15 protein-coding genes are annotated in these 22,147 nt (G+C 54.7%); 3 read left to right on the top strand and 12 right to left on the bottom strand.

The features are described from left to right. Positions 1–38: 38 nt before the first annotated feature. Both PV433_RS13670 and PV433_RS13665 read right to left on the bottom strand, forming a co-directional pair. On the bottom strand, positions 39–716 hold the full coding sequence (locus tag PV433_RS13670; protein WP_190932002.1) for a GntR family transcriptional regulator: 678 nt from the start codon (positions 714–716) through the stop codon (positions 39–41). A gap of 606 nt (positions 717–1,322) precedes the next feature. Beyond that, complete coding sequence (locus PV433_RS13665; RefSeq protein WP_332072647.1) at positions 1,323–2,597, bottom strand: S-layer homology domain-containing protein; 1,275 nt, start codon at positions 2,595–2,597, stop codon at positions 1,323–1,325. 263 nt (positions 2,598–2,860) lie between these two features. On the opposite strand from PV433_RS13665, the gene PV433_RS13660 reads away from it, so the two are divergent. Then, a complete protein-coding gene (locus PV433_RS13660; protein WP_332072646.1) occupies positions 2,861–4,501 on the top strand; it encodes an FAD-dependent oxidoreductase in 1,641 nt (546 codons plus the stop codon). Between the two features lie 189 nt (positions 4,502–4,690). Here PV433_RS13660 and PV433_RS13655 read toward each other — a convergent pair whose 3' ends face one another. After that, positions 4,691–6,406: an ABC transporter ATP-binding protein gene (locus PV433_RS13655; RefSeq protein ID WP_332072721.1), complete on the bottom strand. Its 1,716-nt coding sequence runs from the start codon at positions 6,404–6,406 to the stop codon at positions 4,691–4,693. A gap of 430 nt (positions 6,407–6,836) precedes the next feature. Between PV433_RS13655 and PV433_RS13650 the strand changes: the two genes are divergently transcribed. Next, the gene (locus PV433_RS13650; protein ID WP_332072645.1) at positions 6,837–7,814 is read left to right on the top strand and encodes a helix-turn-helix transcriptional regulator; all 978 of its coding nucleotides are present in this window, start codon (positions 6,837–6,839) and stop codon (positions 7,812–7,814) included. 279 nt (positions 7,815–8,093) lie between these two features. Here PV433_RS13650 and PV433_RS13645 read toward each other — a convergent pair whose 3' ends face one another. The 9 genes from PV433_RS13645 to PV433_RS13605 form a co-directional block, all read right to left on the bottom strand. Further along, positions 8,094–9,185 carry a Gfo/Idh/MocA family protein gene (locus tag PV433_RS13645; RefSeq protein WP_332072644.1) on the bottom strand — a complete coding sequence of 364 codons (1,092 nt, stop codon included), beginning with the start codon at positions 9,183–9,185 and terminating at the stop codon, positions 8,094–8,096. A 36-nt stretch (positions 9,186–9,221) separates the two neighbouring features. Continuing rightward, complete coding sequence (locus PV433_RS13640) at positions 9,222–9,722, bottom strand: sialate O-acetylesterase (protein WP_332072720.1); 501 nt, start codon at positions 9,720–9,722, stop codon at positions 9,222–9,224. Next, complete coding sequence (locus PV433_RS13635) at positions 9,641–13,246, bottom strand: discoidin domain-containing protein (protein WP_332072643.1); 3,606 nt, start codon at positions 13,244–13,246, stop codon at positions 9,641–9,643. The genes PV433_RS13640 and PV433_RS13635 overlap by 82 nt, the downstream gene beginning before the upstream one ends. Positions 13,247–13,272: 26 nt before the next feature. Continuing rightward, positions 13,273–14,610: an extracellular solute-binding protein gene (locus tag PV433_RS13630; RefSeq protein ID WP_332072642.1), complete on the bottom strand. Its 1,338-nt coding sequence runs from the start codon at positions 14,608–14,610 to the stop codon at positions 13,273–13,275. Positions 14,611–14,856: 246 nt separating this feature from the next. Continuing rightward, a complete protein-coding gene (locus PV433_RS13625) occupies positions 14,857–15,687 on the bottom strand; it encodes an AraC family transcriptional regulator (RefSeq protein ID WP_190932009.1) in 831 nt (276 codons plus the stop codon). A 608-nt stretch (positions 15,688–16,295) separates the two neighbouring features. Then, a complete protein-coding gene (locus PV433_RS13620; RefSeq protein WP_332072641.1) occupies positions 16,296–17,723 on the bottom strand; it encodes an extracellular solute-binding protein in 1,428 nt (475 codons plus the stop codon). Between the two features lie 70 nt (positions 17,724–17,793). After that, on the bottom strand, positions 17,794–18,951 hold the full coding sequence (locus tag PV433_RS13615; protein ID WP_332072640.1) for a GNAT family N-acetyltransferase: 1,158 nt from the start codon (positions 18,949–18,951) through the stop codon (positions 17,794–17,796). 284 nt (positions 18,952–19,235) lie between these two features. Further along, a complete protein-coding gene (locus PV433_RS13610) occupies positions 19,236–20,204 on the bottom strand; it encodes an ROK family protein (protein ID WP_332072639.1) in 969 nt (322 codons plus the stop codon). A 30-nt stretch (positions 20,205–20,234) separates the two neighbouring features. After that, positions 20,235–21,035 (bottom strand): DeoR/GlpR family DNA-binding transcription regulator, encoded by an 801-nt coding sequence (locus PV433_RS13605; RefSeq protein ID WP_332072638.1) that lies wholly within the window; start codon positions 21,033–21,035, stop codon positions 20,235–20,237. A 613-nt stretch (positions 21,036–21,648) separates the two neighbouring features. Between PV433_RS13605 and PV433_RS13600 the strand changes: the two genes are divergently transcribed. Next, the coding region (locus PV433_RS13600; protein WP_332072637.1) for an AMP-binding protein at positions 21,649–22,147 on the top strand (499 nt) is incomplete at its 3' end.

Raw genomic sequence — 22,147 nt, 5'->3', positions numbered from 1 at the left:
TCCACCTCTGGGAATTGATTATTTTATAAATGACTTTCTTACATAACTCGGCGTATAAAAAAACGAATAACATCGTTGCGCATAATATCATAAGACAGAAAAATAGGTAACGCTTTGGCGTCATAATGCACCTGCTTGAATTTCAGCAATGGGGCGCCGGTTTCTTTCAGCCGGTACGGAAGAAGATCCTCCGCTCTGACCGCCAATACTTCGGTCATCGCTTCCGCAATGTCGATGCGATATCTGGTGCGAAGACAGTTGAGCAGAGAGCCTTTTTCATAACGGAGCGGAAAATCTTCCCCGACGACACTTTGCGGAAGCACATTTTGATTGAATATGAGCGGCTCGCCCCCGGCCGTCCGAATCCGGTCCACAACAAACACCGGATCAAGCGGATGAATCTGCAGCAGTTCCGCCTCATCCTTAGTAGGTACGCGCTTGAAGAAATGAACCTCCATCTCTCCTTCAACCAACTGAGATTGCTTAATCAACTCGGTAATGCTGGTAAGCCGGTTCAGAGTGCTCTCCATTTGCGGGACCCAATGTCTAACGTAATGACCGGAACCTCGTATACTATACACCCTTCCCAACTGGGTCAAATGCTTGAGCGCTTTGCGGATGGTTTCACGGCTCACTCCGTACGTTTCGGCCAATTCCTTCTCGCTGGGCAGTTTCTTGCCGTCGGCGTACCCGTCCTCCCCGATGAGTCTAGACATGCTTTCGCTTATCTCCAGAAACTTGTTATTCATTCAGTTAAGGGTTAAAGCCTCCTTTCCACTTTGAGCTCGGGTCATTAAACCGTCGAACCCGCTTAAGTGCTTGTCTCTAGAATAAATCTGATTTGTCATCGTACCATCAAACCAAGATCAATTTTTGACATAGTTTTGTTATAAAAAGAACAATTTGTCTAGTTAGCCTTATGATTTGTCTAGGTTGATTCGGATAGGCACGTAGCACGTTTCCCCGCATTCATGCTTATATGAAAACTCCATTTCATAGTTAAAAACATTGTGGTTACTTGATATTTTGGCATACAAAAAAGGAGTGCTCCCCGTCCCAAACACAGAAGAGGATACTCCAATTTCTCATATTAACAAGAAGAACTATTGAAAACGGATAGGTCCAAACAAAACGTTATTTGGCCACGACGCTCGCAGGATTGGAAGCCGTGTATCGGCTTAGAAAGTAGATGGCCACTCCGGGCTGAATACCGATGTGTATAGCTCTTACGATGAAAGGCCGCCAACCGGACGATGAACGCCCGGCCTGACGGCCCTTTTCGCTATATTTATTCAGAATCAGGAAGCAAAGGAAGCACTCTATTATTTAATTTCAATCGAAGCTACAACTTGATTGCGGCCTTTGACCACGATGTTGCGATCATAGGTAAGCAGTGCCGCATTGCCGATCACCGAGTAGTTCGGATCTACATTGTAGTAGCTCAGAGTCGGTGTATCCGAACCGGATGCCGCCGTATTTATGACGATTCTGCTAATCTTGCCGCTGTTCCACTCGAGCGAGTACAAGCGGCCGCTGACGGTGAAATCTACAACCGGATTCGTCGTCGTCGATTTGGTCACTTCCAAATAAATCCCGATGCCGTTGATCACTTTCGCACGGACTTCATCGCCTACTTGAATTGCAGCGATCGGAGCGCGTACGCCGTCGCGGAAGACGAAAGCGTTAGGATCGAGGCCCACAGCGGTCGAAACGCCGCCCTTCAGCACGGTCAGGACGTTGCCGTTAATCGCCGTTACTTGACCCGACACGACGTCCTTCTCCTGTCCCGGCATCTGCTCGCCTGTCCGGTCAAGCAATGCGGCCAGCTGGGCGCGTGTTACCGGATCGTTCGGACGGAACGTATTGTTCTCGAACCCGTTGACCAATCCTTTTTCGACGGCAACCGCTACGTAACCTACGGAACCGGCCGGAATTTTGTCGGCGTCCTTGAAGGTAAGCTTTGTATTCATTTTGGCCTTGGCTTCCCCGTCCAGCTTCAGCGCTTTGACGAGCAGCGTCGTCGCCCACAGGCGGTCTGCCGTTTTCTCCGGCTGTACAGACGTCTCCAGCTCGGTGAACAGGTCGTTCTTGACCGCAAGCGACACGTATCCGATCGCCCACGGATATTGCTTCGCCAATTTGTCCGCATCTTTAAAGTTCAGGCTGGTGCTCTTCTCGGCAGCCGATTCGGCCTGATCGCGAAGCCCCATCAGACGGACAGCCGCCGTGATCGCTTCGATGCGGGTGATGTGGTTGTTCGGCTTAAACGTTCCGTCCTCATACCCCTCGAATACCCGCTTCGACGCCAGGCTCGCTATATGCTGAACCGCCCATTCCACGCCTTCCATATCGTTAAAGTTAACGAAGATGTTGACGTCGCCGCCGATATGAATGGAGTTGCTTTTATTTTTATCGTTCCAGCCGTTATTTCCGTTACCAGCGTTCCAGCCTTTATTACCAGGTGTAGTCCAGCTGCTGCGGCGATCGTCGTCTTTGTCTTTATCTTTTCCTTTGTCCGCAAAAGCCGAAGATGCCCCGCCAACAACCATCGCAAAAGTCATCGTTGTAATAACAGCTTTTTTAAAAACTCGCTTCATAATTTTTTTCCTCCCCAGAGTCGTTAAGTTGGTCAAGCGGTTTCTTGCTGTCACGTAACCCAAGGCGCAAGCCGCAGCCAATAAGATCTCCTGTGATGGCAGCGAGAACATCTTATCCGGTGCAGCCTGCTCCTGGGTCCCGAACCTTCGCGAAGGGTTCCCGGTACTGATAAATCCATTCGGCGGGCCAAAATGGTTTGTGGGGGTGAGTTAAAAAATGATAGACTTGTAACAGAAATCGCAAGTAGAGAAAGGAGTTCATCATGCGTTTGAACCGCACCACAATTACAGTCGTATCCGTTCTGATCCTGCTTGTGCTGGCTGTCGCTTTATGGGCCGCATACGGGAAAAAAGGCGCCACCGACCTTGCGGGAGGCGATACCTCCCTGATCGAACAGCCCGCTTCTCCCGGTGACAATACGGGCACCCCGGTAACCGGACAAAAACCGGCTCCGCCTCCCGAACCGGTCGTACCGGTCGAGAAAGTCGACATCGTCGTATTCGGCTCCGAGCTGGAAGGATTATATTTGGCCCGCGCCGCGGCGGACGAAGGATTAAACGTCAAAGTGCTCGATCCCCAGGAGAAAGTCGGGGGGCAAGTGCTGGAGGCGGAAATGCTGTTTCTCGACGAAACGAAGGACGATCAGGGCCGCAGCCTTGTGCAAGGAAGAATCAAGAAGCTGTTCGACGGCTTCAAAAGCGCGAAAATACGCAAAAAGGATGAATACGTCCGTTACTTTGAAGAACTGATGGCGGGCCTTCCGATCGAGTCGGGCATTACGATCGCCAGCGTCAAATCCGCGCCGGGGGTCGGCACGGCCGACGGCTCCGTCACCTCGGTCGATTACAAAACGAAGGATGGCGAGACCAAACGGGTCGAGGCCGCCTATTGGGTGGAGAACACCGACTTCGCCGCCCTCGTCTCGAAGCTCGACGCTACCCGGATGCCGGGTCTTGAAGTGTTTTACGGACACCCCGAGAAGGTCGAGTACATGAGCGCCGGCATGATGATGAAGTTCAAAAACGTCGACTGGAAAACGTTTAATACTCACTTTAACGGCTTATCCGCCGCCGAACGCAAAAGCAAATACGGCACCGGTTACGTAAACGAAAGCTTTGCCATCGGGCTTCAAGGGATGACCGACGCTTACAAAGCGACGAACGACAGAGTGTTCCTCCGAGGGCTGAACGCGGTTAATCAGCGCGACGGCGAAGTGCTGATCAATGCGTTTCTGATCTACACGATCGATCCGTCGGACCCGAAATCGGTCGAAGAAGGACTCGAGCTCGGCCGCAAAGAAATCCCGCTCATCCTGAACCATTTCCGCAAATCGATAGTCGGTTGGGAGAAGGCGGAGCTGAACGGATTCCCGGATTATTTGTACATACGCGAATATAACCACTACGAGACGGATTACGTGCTGAAGCCGTCGGACATGCTCGGGGCCAAAATGTTCTGGGACAACGTCAGTATCGCCGGTTATCCGCTCGATCTGCAAGGAACGAGCGTCAACAAATGGGGCAACGAGATGGGTCGTCCGGACAAGTACGGCATGCCGCTCCGAAGCTTTTTGCTCAAGAAATACGACAACGTCATTATGGCGGGCAAAAACGTCGGAGCGTCCGCAATCGCGTTCGGCAGCGCGCGGATTCAGCCAAATACGGGCCTTGCCGCCGAGTCGATCGGGGTCATTCTCGGTCAAATCCACGGCAAGAAAAAGCTCAAGGAGCTGAAGGAAGCCGATATGCCCGCTTTGCATCAATACTTGGAGTCGAAGTACAAGATCAAGGTTACCGGCGTGCAAGGCAACAACAAGCTGAGCGGCTGGACGCAGGACGAGCTGAACAAGCTCGATACGGGTGAAATTATCTATACGGAATACCGGCGCAAGGCGGCCAAGTAGTTGGCTGAACAGACGCCCGGACAAGGCTGCCTTCTCCATACGGGAAGGCGGTAGGAAAACCAAAAACGCCCGGGGAATCCGAGCGTTTGCGGAATTTGAAACGTATTGGAATGCCCCTCCGGCCAATAGTGCCGGATGGAGTCTATCATCGGAGTCGGAGGGCGCAAGCCCTCCTTTTTTGCGATCAAGCTACAGAGCCACCGACACATCCCCGAGATACAGCCTGCTGTAGACGCCTCCCTTGGCAAGCAGGGCATCGTGCGTGCCTTCCTCGGCTATTCCTTCCCTCGTTACGACCAGGATGCGGTCGGCATGCCGGATCGTTCCGAGCCGATGCGCGATGACCAGCGTCGTACGTCCTTGCGACAGATCGGACAGCGCCAGCTGAATCGCCGCTTCCGTCTCGGTATCCAGCGCGGAGGTCGCTTCATCCAGGATCAGAATCGGCGGATTTTTCAGGAATATCCGGGCGATCGACAGACGCTGCTTTTGCCCGCCGGACAGCTTCACGCCGCGCTCCCCGATCATCGTATCCAGCCCTTCGGGCAGCGAACGGATCAGCTCGGTTAATTGCGCGCGTTCCGCCGCCTCCAGAATCTCCCGCTCGCCGGCATCCAGCTTGCCGTAGGCGATATTTTCCCGGATCGTACCATCGAACAGGAAGACGTCCTGCTGCACGATGCCGATCTGCTCGCGCAAGCTGCGCAAAGTCATCTCCCTGACGTCGATGCCGTCAATCCGGATCTCCCCCGCCTCCGCTTCGTAAAATCTCGGAAGCAAGCCGCACAGCGTCGTTTTGCCTCCGCCCGAAGGACCGACCAGCGCGACCGTTTCCCCGGCGCGGATGCTCAGGTTCAGGTTGTCGAAAATCCGTTTATCCGAATCGTAGCCGAACCGGACGTTCACGTACGTAATATCTCCGTTAAGCTTGGCTTCTTTACTCCCTTTGTCCTGTACGTCCGGCTCCGTTTCCAGCAGATCCAGGTATCGCTGAAACCCTGCCAGTCCTTTCGGAACGGTCTCAATCATCGAGTTAATCGTACGGATCGGCCCCAGGAATACGTTCGACAGCATCACAAAAGCGATAAACTCCCCGAAGGTCATCTGCTTCTGGATGACAAACCAGGTGCCGCATACGATAACGAACAGCGAAACGAATTTCATCATAATAAAACTGATGGACGAATGCCAGGCCATGATCCGGTACGTCGACAGCTTCGTCTGGCGGAACTGCTCGTTATTGCGGGCGAAACGCTCAATTTCGTATTGCTCGTTGGCGAACGCCTGAACGACGCGCATTCCGCTGACATTGTTTTCAACCCGGGCGTTGTAATCGGCCACGTCGCTGAACATTTTGCTGAAGGCGGCGTTCATTTTCCGCGAGAAGTACAAAGAAACCCAAATCATCAGCGGTACGATAATGAACGTAAGCACCGCCAGCTTCCAGTTGATCGCAACCATAATGCCGAACGCGCCGGCCAGCGTCATCACGGCAATGAACAGATCCTCCGGAGCATGATGCGCGATCTCCCCGATATCCATCAGGTCGTTCGTCATGCGCGAGACCAGATGCCCCGTCTTGTTATTGTCGAAAAACCGGAACGACAGGCGCTGAATCCGATCGAACAGTTTTTTGCGCATATCAGTCTCGATGTTGATACCCAGCTTATGACCGTAATAAGTGACCACATAGTGCATGACCGAGCTGATGACGAAGATTCCCAGCAATATCAGACAGCCGTATACAATCTGCATCCAGTCCCCGCCCGGCAGCATGTCGTCGATAACCACATTCAGCGCCAGCGGGAACACCAGCTCTAGCAAAGCGGCTAACACCGCGCATGTAAAATCGAGCACAAACAGCCCCTTATAGGGACGGTAATACGAATAAAACTGATATAACAGCTTCTTGTTAAACATCTTCCTCCGACGCTCCCCATACCCGATTTCGCTCTTATAGAGGTTGTTCCAAAAGCCCGCTTTGACCACGAAGCAGATCAGGGAGCCTGCACTTAGCACTTATAGTTGGATGAAGTCCGGCATCGACGGTAAACTTCGCATTCTTCATTCATGAAAAAGATTATCATTCTCACTCATAGCTGTCAATTATGCCTATACCGTTTACCGGGAACCTGAATCCGTAAGAGGCGTACGGCTCCCCTCCGATACCAGCAGCTCTTCCCGTCATTTTCCGCATCGTCTGAAAATGAAATTTTCGCATAGTATTATCCCGCTTTCGCATATTTTTAACTTGTGAGCCGGACGGGTCTGATATAGGATAACGATAACGATACGAACCCAGCCTGCACGGCACTACCTACAAGAGGTGATTCCCATGACCGCCCGCCCGGCAAACGAGTACGAACACGGCTTCGAGGAAATGGCGCTTCATTTTGGCATGCACAAAAGGCGGTACGGAACGGGCTTTCAGTACCGGCTCCCCGACGAAGCGGGAGAAGGCTGGATCGTCCAAATGCCGGCGGCCGGAGGACTGTCCTGCACGAGCGTCTGGTTCACCTCGAAGCGGCCGCTGACTTATACGTTTCGGGTCGACAAGCCCTGCATGTGGATGTTCAATGTGAGCGCCGGCGATATCGTCTTTTCGCGCAAAGGGACGGCGGCCCCGCTGAAACCGATGAACCAGATTGTCGTGAATCCGCAAAAACCGCTGACGGTAACGTTTCCCGCCAATGAGCTGATTTGCTACACGTGCGTATGGATGTTCGAGGATTACATTCAACAGCTGCTGGGAGGAAAGCTGGAGGGGGGGGCGCTCCGGTTGAGCCATGTCGCTACATGGGCGGAGCAGGACTATAACACGCCGGATCTCGCGCTCGTTATGGACGAGATCAAGTGGGCCGTCCGCAAGGCGGTGCTGCCTATGTTTTATTACGAATGCAAAGCCGGGGAGCTTCTAATGATGATCTACCGCAACATCAACTTTCAATGGATCGTGAACCGGAAACGGGCGTATCATGTCACCTGGGAAAACCAGCAGTTGGTCCGCGACGTCAAAAAGCAGCTCGACTACGATATTTTAAACGCCCCCTCCCTAAGCGAGCTGGCTGCCGCCGCGACGATGAGCGTGAGCAAGTTCAGCCGCTGTTTCCTGAATCTGTACGGCATGACGGTCGCCCATTACATTCAGACGGAGAAAATGAAAAAAGCGATGCAGATGCTCGCCCGCGACGAGCTGGCGATCAAGGATATCGCCAAAGCGTGCGGCTACAAGTGCGCCAGCCGGTTTACCGAGGCGTTCAAGGCGACGAACCGGATAACCCCGAGAGAGTACCGCAAAGCGTTTTATTTGTAGATTGGGGTGATCTAAGTCTCACTCTCTTTAGGACCTCGTAAAATTTAGACTGCTTGAGACGCCAGTGTATAAACTTCTTTCTGCAGAAGATCATCCGTCTTTTCCGGATGTACCAATCGATCTTGGACAGGAATCTATTCGCTCATCATGGTCTGCCTTGGCATAGTAGTTCCTCCATCCTATGATCTTCGGGTTAGTTGATGTCCCAGAAAATCGAAACCTTAAGTTTTGCGGGCAAAAAAAGACGCCTGTCGGTAGACAGACGCCAGGCTGCGACACTTAAGCTTGTTGGTACACATTGCTGGGATAAATGTGCGGGTTTTGGCGGCGGCATTCTTCCATAACCGCCATTTGCAGCCGCACCTGCTGCGGCGTGATCGCCAGCGGTATCCCCTCAGTCATCGAGGCGTACAGCATCGCATAAAGCGACGCTGTATTCTGGTCGGTCATCGCCATGCCCTCTACAGACTCATACTGCCAGGAATTCTCATGCCAGATCAGCTTTTCGTTGCAATAGGCAGGCTCTCCGTTCGGCTTGATCAGCGGCGTGCGGATCAGTTGCTGCTGGGGCGCTTCCTCCGGCTTGAAATATTTCCATTGCAGCTTGCGCAGATCGCCTGTCAGACCGCCGTTCGTAGCGTGGACGGTGAAGACCGGGCGCGGATACACCGTGCAGGAGGAGATTTCCAGATCAATCGTCGGACGTCCGGGACCCCTCATGACAATTTTCACATAATCCTCCGCGTCTCCGAACGTATTGGCCCGATCCATAATGCAGGTAATATCCGGCATCTCGTCTGCGCCATACAGTTGAAGCGCCTGGTCGACCGGATGGGGGCCGGTGTTCAGCAGATTGCCTCCATGATTCGCTTGCATCGTCTGCCAGTCCCATCTTCGGGAAAAGTTGCTGCTCGTAAAATCGACCTGGACGACCCGGCCAAGCACGCCGGAATCAATCACCTCGCGCAATTTCACAAAAGCCGGCATATAGCGGGATTGCTGGAATACCGCAAGCACCGCTCCGCTCTCCTTGGCGGCTCCGATCAGCTGATCGACCTCGGCCGGCGTCTTGGCCAGCGGTTTCTCGCACAGCACGTTAATCCCCTGCCGGAGCAGCTCCAGCGTAATCGGAAAGTGCAGCTCGCTTGGCGAAGCGTTGACGACCAGATCGAGCTTTTCGTTTGCCGTCATTTCTTGGTATGTCGCGTAGGCCTTGCACCCATATTCCTGCTCTGCGCGCTGGCGGCGCTCTTCCAGTCCGTCGCATACGGCGGCGATCCGATACGTATCTGTCAGTTTGCTAAGCGCATTTCCGTGAATGTTCCGGCCGCTGCGGCCTTGTCCGATAATTCCTGCCTTGATGATGCTCATGGGTCAAGCTCCTTCCGACGCATAAATGTGATGGGGTCAGGGCTGCGTGGCGCCCTCTTCGCTTCCATAAATCGCCTGCATCAATTGAGTTTCGTTCAGGCTCATGCCATAGACGGCTTGCAGCACTTTGACGGCATACCGGATGCCGAGCAGTCGCTCGGATTCGGCGTTGAAGTGCGTGCCGTCGATCGTCGAGGTGCCTGCGCTGCTGATCCAGTCCGAATTCGGGACGTACTCCCTGATCCGCTGGATTCTCTCATTGTTCACATCATAGCCTGGCGGATTTTGGCTGGCGATGAACGGCACGTCGGGCGCATAGACGCCAAGCTCGCTGCGGATGCCGGTGGCGACGCGCTCCAGCAGCTCCAGATAATTGCTCGTACCGGCATCGCCTTCGCCTTGCAGCCAAAAGATTGCCTTCAGCGTCCCTTGCTGCATCGCTTCCTGTGTTCTTCTTACAGCTTCTTCGTACAGTTGCTCCCCGGATGCCTTTTGCCACTGCCGGACGCTGGTGCCGCCCCGGGCGTTCGAGACAATCCCGATGCTTGTGCCGCTTGTGGGTAGACGCTTTCCGTCACCGCCCTGGCGAAGGACAGGGACGGATTCATGCCATTATACGTTCCGGTATCCACGGAGGAATATCGGTTGAAGCCCTGCACGTCGGCCTTCGGTCCCGGCAGCGCGTACGGCTGGGCATACTCCCACTGGTCGGCGGCATTCAGCAGGTAAGCGTAATCGACAACGACCTGGTCTGCGAACGGAATCAAGTCTCTGCCGTTCATATTCGATTGGCCGATGAACAAGTAAATATGGAAATCTTCTTTTGAATACGTAACGGATGCTACCGTTTGCGGCGCCGGCAGAACCGGAATCGCCGGCAGCGGGGGCGGCGGCCCGTCGGGATAAGTGACCAGATCACTCTCGTTGAACGCCTGAATTTCCCTGATCCGGATGCCCGGCTCCGCTTCCGCCAGCTCCAGCCGGATGTAGCGGGCCGTCACCGGAGCGAACAGCAGTTCTTTTTGATTCCCGATTCCTTCTCCAGCTGCTACCGCCATCCAGTTGATCGAGTCCGGCGAAACGAGGACGCGGTACTTCTTGATGCGCTGCAATTCTTGGAATACCACCACTTTGTTAAAGGTGGCAGCAGCCTGCAAATCGATCTGCACGCAACCCTCGGTCTCGTTTTCGGACGCAGGATTTGCCAACTTTGTGGTGAGATCGCCGTCCGTCACTTTGGTTACGCCCATATCTCCAGCGGAGAATGCAAAACTGGTGGAAGCCGGCCTGCGATAAGCCACATTCCCATGCGACTCGTCCTCCCCGTCCCCGGCCGGTCGGTTGTACACCTCGACTTCCTCGATATAACCCACAATCTTGGAGGGGTCTGGGTCTACGATACTTTGCACCGTCAGCCGAATGTAACGGGCATTCACCGTTTGGAAGCGGATCGTGCCGGAGTAATGGTTTTTCGACTCCATATCGGGACTGAGCAGTTCACTCGCGGAAGCGTTCTTCAGTAGCGTCCAGCTTGCTCCGTCCAACGAGTATTCCAGGATCGCTCCTCGTGCCCTCTGGAAGCTGTACTCGTAGGCCTTGAACGTATTGAAATCGACCGCTTGGCCCAAGTCGAGCACGAGGGAATAGCCCGCCCTGACATTCCATGTTTCGGCAATTTTGCTTACGGTTTTGACGCCGTCGGTAAGCACCGCCGTATTGGTTGACGGCGGATTGCTGACCGTTGCCGGCTTGCCCAGCGCCAGATTGATCTTCGACGGGTCTCGCTGCGTCTTCACAAGTACACTCAGACTGTCGTTGCTCCATTCCACCAGCAGTCGCGCAGCAGCCGCATAGCCTTGGAGCGGCACTTCCACGCGTCCGTTCCGCACGGCGGTCGGAGCTGCGAGCGCAATGGGGTTCCCGTCCGCAATGAGACTTGAGCTCCCGACAGCAAGCCCGATCGTCCGGTCGCCCCGGGTTAGTGTGACCGTCTGTCCTCCGTTATCCTGGGCAAACGTCCACCCCGTGGCCCTTGCAACCTTCTCGACAGGCACGTACAGGTCCGCGCTTCCGATGAAATCGTCCTCTCCCGGCCTCAGGATCGCGCCGTCGATCACCGAACCGCTGATCAAGACCGTATAGGCTTGCGGCGCGCGCTCCACCGGATTCTCACCGTCGAGAACGCGGATTTCGAACAAGGCAACGGCGCCGGGGTTGGCGGACTTCGTCAGCTCAAGCAAAACATACCGGCCGCCAGCCGCGCCAAGCGTAATCTCCTGCGTCCAGCCCTCGACTTCGGACAGAGGCGCCGCTTCGGTGTAGCTGATGTCGTCGTCCGATACGAGCACGCGGACTTGCTCGGCTTCCTGGCCGTACACCCAATCCAGCTTGACCTTATGGAAAGCTTGGATATTGCCGAGATCAAGCTTCAGCCAATGGGAGGCTCCGGAATCGCTCGTCCAGGCGGTGGAAGGATTTCCGTCCGTCAGCAGAGAAGCGCCGCTTTCCTGCGAAGATGCCGATACCGTTTGGCCGCCAGCCGCGTTCACCGCTTCATGGTACAGCTCGATTTCCTTTACTATCGCCGTCGGTTCGGGCAAATCATGGTAAATCAGCAGACGCACATATCTGCCGGTCACAGCCGAGTTGAGCGCGATATCGTCCGTCCCTCTGTCTCCTGCCGTCTGAGTGTAAATATCCGCAAACTGCGAACCGTCGTCCGATATCCGAACCTTATAGCTGGCGGCATATGTGCTGCCCCACTTCAGTACGAGACGATTGAACGTCTTGTTCGCGCCGAGGTCGATCTCCAGCCAATCCTCCGCCGAAGATGCTCCTTGCCAGCCCCCGTTCATATCCCCATCGACAGCGAGGCCTGCATGCGAAACATCCGTCGAGGCGCTGATCGGTCTGCGCAACGCCAGGTTAGTTTGGTCCCGGATCGTTTTGGCTGCGGTGACCATATTGCTCGCCTCATAGATGTACCATGTCCATTGGTGCCCGTTGTCGATATAGTTGGTCTGGGCGTTCGTCAGCGCCTCGTCGACTCTGAATTTATCCCCCATCATGGCAGCCACGCTCGCGACTTGCGTCCAGGGAAACTCGTTCCGCTCATGCCGGTACATCCAGGCGGGCTGAGCTGCATTGAAGTGCGCATACAGCTCACGCGACCGCTCGGCTTGAGGGGAGATGACCCCGTAACGCGTCGGGAACAGCTCGCTCACTGCATCGCCGTAAAAAACAGACCAGTCCGTCGCTCGTATACGGTTTGGCGTAAAATAAAAGTAGTACTCTCTCTCGGCCTGCCTGTACATGCTCTCAACGCCGGCGAACGACAAGTTCATCAAATATCGGTAGCGCGCTGCCGCCTCTTCGTCCTGGAACACTTGCTCCTCCAGCCACACCATCGTCTCCAGGCTTTGGTAGACAAGCGCGTTGTCCTGCAAATATTTCGTAAAATGACCTTCCTGGTTTTTGGCAAAGCTCAGGCCGTCCGGCTGCAATGTAAACAGCGCCGACTCCAAAGCCAGCTCGATATCTGCCTTGTGCTGCTGCAAATAGGCCGTGTCCTGGCTGACCTCGACATATTTCTTGAGCGCCAGCACGAAGGAGGACCCGCGGGAATCCGAGGCGGAATAGTCGTTGAACGTCCATTGCTCATCCAGATTCGCACTGTTGACATAATAGACGTAAACCGTGCCCGTGACGCCGTGCGTGTCGGGCGTCCGGTTCAAGTGGCGGAAGTACCAGTCGAACCATTTCTTCGCCGCCGCCATATGGTCCGCGGACGGGTGCTCCAGCATGCCGATCACGGATAGATTGGAGAAATACGGATCGATCTTATGGCCTTTTTGGCCGGTATCGGGATTCGTGGTGAGCTGGTTTTTGTTCATCACGATGGCGCCGTCGGACGGTTTGCCTTCGTTTTGGATCTGTTGGTCGGCAATCCAGCTCGCTTCCGTTTCGATAATGCCGGAATAGTCGATGGCCGCTTCAGTCCTGAGCGCAAAAACGAACAAACACAGCACAGGCAGCGACAACGCCGCAATCCATTTTTTCATCCGCATCCTTCACTCCTCGTCGGACTTTATTTGGCATCCGCCTCGATTTTTTTGATCAGGCTTTCTTCCGCTTCCCGCAGCGCCGTATTGACATCCTTTTTGCCTGTCGCCACCTGGGCGAATACGCCGGTGTTCAGGATGGAGGAGGCGTCTGCGTAATATTTGCTCTGCGGGGAAGGTGCCGCAGTCCTGACGGGAATCATCGCAGCGACGTTTTTCCCCGTATACATCGGTGCATCCTGACCGAACGCCTTGCGCACCGCATCGCTTTGCAAGAGAGATACGAAGCTTCCTTCTCGAGATTTCTGCATATGAAACGGTTCCGACGACAGGAAGGAGAGAACCTCGAACGCCTGATCCTTCACCTTGCTGTTGACGGAAATAAACAGGTAAACCGGATACACTTGCGGCTCTACGCCCGGCAACTGTGACAACGACGGGAATTTGGCGATATTCCAGTTCATTCCTGCAAGCTCCGTTTCGGTGTGCATCGTGCTGACCGGCAGCCACATCGCCGCCGACCGTTCCTTGATGAACAGGTCCCGCTGCCCGCCGACAGATAATTGCTTCGTATCGAGATCGTATCCGGGAAGCTGATAAAACCGGATCATATTATCCATCATCGTTTTGACCTGGCTCGTATTGATCGTTGCTTTCTTCGTCGACGGATCGACCAGATTAAGCGACAGCTGATTGCGCAGCATATAGTGGTTGGGCGACATCATCAGGCCGTAATACTGGCGGTCGCCGTCTCGCCGGGTCAGTTTTTTTGCCGTCTCGTATAGTTCGTCCCATGTCATCTTGTCGGTCGGATAAGCTACGCCGAACTTGTCGAACAAATCGGCGTTGTAATAAAGCGGGGCCGGAAGCGTGTACATCGGAAGACCGTAGATGGCGCCATTGCCCATCTGCTTGATCATGTCGATGCTCGAACCCTCGAAGCGGCCCAAATCGAACTTGTTTTTGTCGATCAAGGGAGTCAAATCCGTCTGATAAGCACTGTTCAGAATCGTAAATGTCCGGCCGACAGAGCTGACAATCACATCGATTCTTTGATTCGCCGACGCCAGCTTCTCCAGCGATCCGGCGGAGGTTGGTACAAATACGGGCGTAACATGCGGAAACTTCTTCTGAATGTGCAGCCCGTATTCCTTCATAAAATAATCGTCCTTGTCCCAATCTGCGCTTGTGTTGTAAAAGTAAAGCTCAACCGGATCCTTCGCCTGCTCCTGTGGCTTGACCCCGGCTTCGGATTCGCTGCCCGCGTCCCTTCCCCCCGGGCCTCCCGCACACCCGGTCAACGCCAAAATCAGCGCCGCCCCCAATAAAGCACGCTTCTTCATCTCTCCGCGCACACGTTGCACTGCGTACCCCTCCTGTCGATAATAGCCTTCTACAACAACTTATCACGAATCGAAAAGCGCCTCCCCTGCGTGCTTGGTTTGCTGGTGCTCCGATTTATCTGCAATTGGTTTCTTGTGCATAATCGACTTCAAATACAAAAGAACCTTCAAAACCACCAAACAAGAAACAGCAACGAAATAACGGACGTGCCGTTTCGTTGAAGCTCCTAAGCGGTAGAAGAAGGTTCTTTTCGATAAAGAGTCTTTTCATTGAAACAATCTTCGGAAATGCTCCGGCGTGACGCCCACCATTTGTTTGAAATTGCGGGAAAAATGCGCGGGCTGATGAAATCCGACCTCATAGCATACATCGGTTACGGAGCGGTTTCCGTCCATCAAAAACAGCAGCTTTGCTTTATTGATCCGGCATTTATTGACATATTCAAATATGGTCAAGCCTGTCGCTTCCTTAAACAATTTGACCAAATAAAATTTGTTGATGTACAGATGATCCGCTATCCGGTCAAGCGTAAGCTCATTCATATAGTTCGTCTCGATATACTGGATGAGCTGATGAACCCGCTGCGCTTTCAAGTCAGTCGCATCCACCAGTCTTCCGGGCCCTTCCGCCCAGCAGTCGTAGATGAACAGCAGCAAATCCTGAAACGCCGTCCGCAGCCGATGAAAGGGCACAAGCCCCGGCTTTCCGTGGAACCGGCTCATGCGCAGCAGGATATCCTCCGCATCCGCTCTCTGGCTTTCGGACAAGCTCCAGCGGCAATAATTCGAGTCGCGAAACGGCTTCAGCCAATCGATCGCATCCTCCTGCTGGAGCAGGGGGCGCACATACGCGCCGTCGAACCGGACCATCGTTCTGGAGCACGCCTCCTTCATCAGCGAGCCGTGGCGGCTAAGCCCGTTCACAATAATCAGATCGCCCGGAGACAGTTCCATCGATTCGCCCTCGACGTAATACTCGCAGCTCCCGCCATGAAAATAAAAAATTTCATATTCGGTATGACTGTGCAAATATGGCTTGCGCCTGTAATTGCAGCGTTGATATACGAAATAATCCATTAGCGTTTCTGCGGAGCTCATCGTCCACCTCCTTGCCTTATTCCGTACATTTTACTCCGGTTCCCCTCGTTTGTAAACGCTTTAGAATTGGGGTAAAAATTGCCGCCCGGGGAGAAGACCTGCTTTGCCCACCACTCCAATAGGCTCGGCGTCGAGGTGCAGCGACGGCTCCGCTTCGGCATGTACGGCCAGCTTGTCTTCGAAACGCGCCTTGGCGGTAGCCGCGCGCGGTCCTCACGGATGGTTCATCAGCTAGCTATGCCTAGCTTGGCTAGGCCGCTCAACGAACACAGCGGACGTTTTTGTGGTGAATTTCGATCCATTTGATTTCTAACGGACATGGATGCAACGATTTGATGAGAAGTGTCACTTTTGGAGGTGGTTCGAAGCAAATAAGCGCTGTGGTGACCGTTACAATTTAAAAAAACTGTTTTTTAGCAAAATAACACCCGCCATGTTCCGTTAATTCGAGCAAGGTTTAGCGTAGATTCCGGATTCATCTTCGCTTTAACACGGTGTAGAACCTATACACTCTGATCTGTTAAAAAAGAGGCATTCTCCCCCGGTCTCTCAAGACCTAGGGAGAATGCCCCTTCGTAATATCTATACAGCCGGCCGTCTTCCGCCATCTAGGACTTCTCGTCAATCCGCTGATTGATCCGTTCATCGATACGGCGGGCTACGTTCTCCGCTGTCTCCATATTCGCCCACAACATATGCAGCTCTTCATGGAAGATCACGTTCGACTCGTTCGACAGCCCCACCTCGTAGTGGGAATAGCTGTATTTCAGCGAGTCGATGAACACATTGTAATGCTCCGGATGAATGGCCGGGTCGAGCAGCGTGTCGTCTTCCGCCACCGAACGGAGCACCGGAATCGTGCAGCCGGTCTGCTTCAGCAGCGTCTGCGCTTCTTCGCCGACGAAAAAGTCGACAAAGCTTTGCGCCACTTTGACCTTCTCGGAATATTTGTTAATGCCGAGCGATCCGGCGAGCAGAAGCGTTGCTTTCTCTTTATTTTTCGGTACGGGCAGCACGTCCCAATTCAGATCCATCCCGCGGAACTCGTTCATGAAATAATAAGTGGACAGCATCATCGCGCACTTCTCCCGCTTGAACAGATGCTCGGCGAGGTAGGAGCGGGACGTCGAGTAGATCGGCGACACTTGATGCTTGTAGATCAAATCGTTGCAAAATTGCAGCGCTTCGATATTCGTTTCGGTCGCAAAGGCGGAACGTCCATCCGGCGATACGAACGCGCCTCCGTTTTGCAAAATGAAGGCAGGCCAGCGGTTCATCGACGAAGAGAAACAGAATCCGTACTCGTCGACCATCCCGTCTTCATTAGGCTCGGCGGTGCATTTCTTCGCTACCTCCAGCAGGTCGTCCCAGGTGCTTACCGGATCTTCTCCCGTAATCCCGGATTCCTTAAACCGGTCTTTGTTATAACAAATAACGATCGGAGAGAAATGGATCGGCACCGCCATCAGCGTATCGTCGACCGTAAACAGCTCGAACAGCTTCGAATAACTGTCCTCGTCCGGCAGCAGCTTCGGCGGCTGGTACGGCTCCATCACGTTCAGCTTGTCCTGTTCCATCAAGTGGCGGAAGTGGTGGTCGGAAATAAAGAACAGATCCGGACCTGTCCCTCTCTCGATCCGGTCGGCAAGCCGGGTCGGATAATCCTCGGCAGGCAGGATGACCAGGTCGACCTTGACGTACGGGTGGCTCTTCTCGTACCGCTCAATAATCGTATGCAGCACATCCTGCTCGTACGACTGCGAGAACCAGGTCAACGTGATCGTCTGACGGACGATCTCCTCGACCGGAGGTTTGACCCGGTTGCCTTTACCCGCTATTTTCTCGATCAGCCCTTCGTCCACCAGCTGAGCCAGCACCTTACGCACCGAGACCCGACTTATCTTATACTTCTCGCTAAGCGTATTCTCGGGCAGAATAAATTCGCCCGGCTTCAGGCTGCCGCTCAATATTTCATTTTTCAACTCGGTCAAAAAATGATTGTAACGCTCTTGAAAGAGGTTTCTTCTTCGCAGCAATAGGTTCCGCTCCAATACATGTTCATTAGATCTATTTTACATGACGTTACATGGTTTGTAAATTATCGCGCTAAACGAAGTTCAGTCCCGAGGGAAGCGGGAGCGGAACCGGAAACAATCGGCTGGCGGCTTCGGCCGCCGGAACGGGAACCGCGCTTTCGATCCGGACCGGATCGAACAGCAGCGAGATCAGCTCTTCAGGCTGCAGCTCCATGGAGACTCCGTCCCACTCGGCAAAATGACGGCCATCCTCGTTCGTAGAAAGCTGGAGCCGGGACAGCGCCGCTTCGTCCTTGCGCTTCAGATAAGGCGTCAACTGCCTAAGCAGTTCTCCCGCATCGACGATGGCAACGGTGCCCGTCAATTTGCCGGGTACCGCCGGGCATCCCGCTTCGGCGAGCACCGCCTCCATCCCGGCATCCTGCCACGGGACGGCGAATTGCAGCGACTCGGCGCCCTCGGCCCGCGCGCCGTACACGGCCAGTCTCACCGCCGCAGCGGCGTCGCCGGCCCACTCGATGACGCGAGGCTTGCCCAGCGGAGCGATGTCCCCGGCGACGGCCAGAACGGCGAAGGCAACCGGCGCACCGTCCCGCTCAGCCACCCATACGCGATGCTTCAGCTTCGCATTGCTGGCCGTCGGCTCGGCGTAGATCGCCGCCGCCAAATCCCAGATGCTCTGCTCGTACCCTACGTTTCGCGAGCGGGAAAGCTTGCGGAGCGCGAACCAGTCCGCGCGATCGAACGGGCGGTACGTCTCCTCCCCGTCCGTTGCTGCAGACAATTTGTCCAACGATTGCTGATCCGCGTTAAAAGAAGTGAGCGCCCCGAACTTCCGGCAGCCGAACCGCTCGTAGATGCCCCGGTTTCCGGATACGAGAATGAGCGGGGCTCGTGCGCGGCGGCTGTGCTCCCGTATCATATCCAAAATCGTCCCCACGTAACCTCTGCCGCGGTATTCCGGATCGGTACATACGGCTCCGATCGAATAGACGTTAAGCTCGGCTTCCCCGATGCGGATGACCGAAGGCACGAAGCCGACGAACGAGACGAGCTTGCCGTCTGCGAACGCTCCGTAGGATTGCTGCAAGGCGGGCGAAAACGCATTCGGAAACGCGTCTCCCATTGATTTGTGCTCGGCATCGCGGAATACCCGATCGGCTAGCTCGGCCGCCGCTTCAAATTCGCCGGGACGGAGAAGTCGTATTTGTTCCGTGTTCATGTCCATTGTTCGGATCACCGTTCTTTTCTATCTAGTTTTTTGACTAGTATAGCAAAGAAACGGACGCTGCAGGTAGTAGTATATCGGTTTAATAGTTCTTGAAATCCGTTTCAATCGAGTCCAAGCGCAAAAACGCCCCTCTCCTTATAACAAGCAAAGACGCCTCCAACACCACTTAATGAAGTGGAGCTGAAAGCGTCTTTACGTTAAAATCCGGATCGGAGATGGGCCTGGCCCTGCCGTAATCGGATTCGGATGTGTTCCCGGCCCTAGACCGCGGCCGCTTGCCGTTAGGCGCTCGCGCGCGCCTTCGCGAAGGCTCCGCTGCCGACGACACCTGCGTCGTCGTTCATCTCCGCCAGACGGATGACGAAGCGGTTCCGGTACATCGGCAGAATAAGCGGCATCAGAGCTTCCCGCATCGGGGCAAGCAGTCGCTCGCCGGCATTGGCCGCGCCTCCGCCGATGACGATCACGTCGGGACTCCACAGCGTTATCGCCCAGGCGAGGCCTTTGGCCAAGCTTTGTCCGACGAACCTGAGCACATCCTGAGCGAGCGCGTCGCCCTCGTCGTAGGCGCGCGAGATGTCCGCCGCCGTAATCTCGCTGCGGCGTTCGCCCGGGAACCAGTCGTTTAACAGGCTCGGTTCGCCTTGGTCCAGCCGCTCTCTGGCGATTCGGGCGATTCCGGTCGCCGATGCGATCGTCTCCAGGCAGCCCCGCATGCCGCAGCCGCACAAGGCGCTCTCGCCTTCGAACGGCACATGGCCGAGCTCTCCGGCCAAAAATCCGCTGCCGTAATACAGCTCGCCCTTGTTCACCATAGCTGCGGCGATTCCGGTCCCGAGCGTGATACCCATCACATGGTCGAACCCTCGGCCCGCCCCTCTGGCCGCTTCCCCATACGTATACATCCGCACATCGTTATCGATGAATACGGGGATGCCGCCGAGGATCGCTCCGAGCTTGTCGCTGACCGGCACGTTCTCCCACTTCAGGTTGGCCGAAGACAGCGAGATGCCGCGGATCGGATCGACGAAGCCGGGATTTCCCATGCCTACCGCTCCCAGATCGGAACGGCTTAGCCCTTCCTGGCCAAGCAGCTCGTCGATCATCGAGGCGATCAGATTCAAGACATAGTCGGCTCCATTCGCCGCGCCCGTAGGCTTCTTGATTTTACGGAGCAAATTCAGTTGATCGTCCAGCAGTCCGCATACGATGTTCGTCCCGCCGATGTCGACTCCGATATAATGGCTCATATGGACTCCTCCAAAGATTAAGAATGATTGCTACTCTCCCGCCGCAGTACCGGCTACGAAGACGCGAATGTTGCGTTTGCGCAGTTCTTCCAACAGCGCGCCTTCCAGCGGCGCATCGGTGATACAGGCGTGAACCGCCGCCACAGGCGCAATCGAGAACAACGATACGCGGCCCACCTTGGACTGGTCGAAGACGACGAAGGTCCGCTCGGAGCGCTTGATCAAAATTTTGGCGATCTGCGCTTCCGACTCCGAATGCGTCGTTAAGCCCTGCCCCAGCGCAAACCCGTCGATGCCGAGAAACATTTTGCCGATGTTGAGACTTTCCACGACCTTCTCGGTCAACGGACCGCACATCTCGTAGCTTTTGTGCCTCAGAATCCCCCCGGCCACTACGACCTGAATGCCGTCACTGTCGGCCAATTCCATCGCGATATTAAGCGCGTTCGTCACGACCGTGATGCCGCTGCGCGACTTCAGCTCCCGCGCGATCAAATAAGTGGTCGTCCCGCCGGACAAGCCGATAATGTCGCCCTCTTCGACAAGCGAAGCCGCCTTCGCGGCGATCCGTTCTTTCTCCACCCAGGACAGCGACGTCTTCTCCTCGAACGACGCTTCCTTGGACGTGTGGAACGCATCGTAAATCGCGCCGCCGATCGTGCGGATGACGGAATCCGTCTGCTCCAGAACGTCCAGATCCCGCCGCGCGGTCGCTTCCGAGCAGTGCAGCGTATCGACGATGTCCTGCACGGACACCCGTCCCTTCTGCTTCAGCATGCCGAGAATCGCTTGACGGCGCTGCTCGCCTTTGGTTAGAAGCTGTTCCTGCATACCGCGCTCACTCCATTGGTTGTTTTAGAGGCTGTTCAAAAAAGCCCACTTTTGATCACGAAGCAGATCAGGAAGCCTGCGCGACATCGAATATGGAATTCAGCCGGAACTTCCCGGTGCTCACAAAAGCTCCCACTACGCTCCACTCCTCACTCCTAGCTCCATCCCATCTTCTTGGTGCTGAAAACCCGACTTTTTGAACTCGCACTTTTAAGTAAGAATGTGGTTCCCCGTTGTTCCATCATTTCATCCTGATTCAATTTCGTCGCGTCAGCCTTCCATTCCTTCTTACCGGGCGAAATGAACGAAGATCCCCCATGGAAATCGGCTTCCTCCGGCCCGGAAGAAACACCCGTAGTTCTATATTCAGTATAAACAACAATTTTGATCGATTCAATCAGTATTATGATCGTTTCAATCACATACTTTTAGACTTGTTAGACTTTTGGACATTTTAATGTACCGCCGCCTGTGTCTATTTTTCGAAAATGAGCATGTTAAGTCCGAAAATGATGTGATATAATACTCTTTGTGTTTTTTGGCAGTCGGGCAAGCAAGCCACTACGAAATGAAAACGTTTCATCGAATTCATCCATTCAGGAGGAACGTATTTATGGACAAGCAAGCGGACATCATCAAGGCAGTATCGACCGACGGAAACCTGAAAAGCTACGAGGAAGCCCGTGTGTCGTTCGATTGGGCCGACGTAGAAAAGCAGTTCTCCTGGTATACGACCGGCAAAGTCAATATGGCCTACGAGGCGATCGACCGTCATGTCGAAGCCGGACTGCAGGACAAGGTAGCGCTATATTACAGCGATGCCACCCGCGATGAAGCGGTTACTTACGGGCAGATGAAAGCGAATTCGAACAAATTCGGCAACGTGCTGCGGAAGCTCGGCGTCGGCAAAGGGGACCGCGTCTTTATCTTTATGCCGCGCTCGCCGGAACTGTATTTCGCCCTGCTCGGCACGATCAAGATCGGTGCGATCGCCGGACCTTTGTTCGAAGCGTTCATGGAGCAGGCGGTCCGAGACCGGCTGGAGGACGCGGAAGCTGCCGCGATCGTGACGACGCCGGCCCTTCTGGGGCGCGTGCCGGTGAGCAGCCTGC

The sequence above is a fragment of the Paenibacillus sp. GYB004 genome, from assembly GCF_036577605.1.
Taxonomy (GTDB): Bacteria; Bacillota; Bacilli; order Paenibacillales; family NBRC-103111; genus Paenibacillus_AB; species Paenibacillus_AB oceani.
The sequence above is the reverse complement of the archived record's forward strand: the minus strand, read 5'-3'. Positions and strand labels throughout refer to the sequence as shown.

What these genes read in the sequence shown, in the direction of transcription:
- PV433_RS13670 (WP_190932002.1), bottom strand. Translation starts at nt 716, where the DNA reads ATGTCTAGACTCATCGGGGAGGACGGGTACGCCGACGGCAAGAAACTG.
- PV433_RS13665 (WP_332072647.1), bottom strand. Translation starts at nt 2,597, where the DNA reads ATGAAGCGAGTTTTTAAAAAAGCTGTTATTACAACGATGACTTTTGCG.
- PV433_RS13660 (WP_332072646.1), top strand. Translation starts at nt 2,861, where the DNA reads ATGCGTTTGAACCGCACCACAATTACAGTCGTATCCGTTCTGATCCTG.
- PV433_RS13650 (WP_332072645.1), top strand. Translation starts at nt 6,837, where the DNA reads ATGACCGCCCGCCCGGCAAACGAGTACGAACACGGCTTCGAGGAAATG.
- PV433_RS13645 (WP_332072644.1), bottom strand. Translation starts at nt 9,185, where the DNA reads ATGAGCATCATCAAGGCAGGAATTATCGGACAAGGCCGCAGCGGCCGG.
- PV433_RS13635 (WP_332072643.1), bottom strand. Translation starts at nt 13,246, where the DNA reads ATGAAAAAATGGATTGCGGCGTTGTCGCTGCCTGTGCTGTGTTTGTTC.
- PV433_RS13625 (WP_190932009.1), bottom strand. Translation starts at nt 15,687, where the DNA reads ATGAGCTCCGCAGAAACGCTAATGGATTATTTCGTATATCAACGCTGC.
- PV433_RS13615 (WP_332072640.1), bottom strand. Translation starts at nt 18,951, where the DNA reads ATGGACATGAACACGGAACAAATACGACTTCTCCGTCCCGGCGAATTT.
- PV433_RS13610 (WP_332072639.1), bottom strand. Translation starts at nt 20,204, where the DNA reads ATGAGCCATTATATCGGAGTCGACATCGGCGGGACGAACATCGTATGC.
- PV433_RS13605 (WP_332072638.1), bottom strand. Translation starts at nt 21,035, where the DNA reads ATGCAGGAACAGCTTCTAACCAAAGGCGAGCAGCGCCGTCAAGCGATT.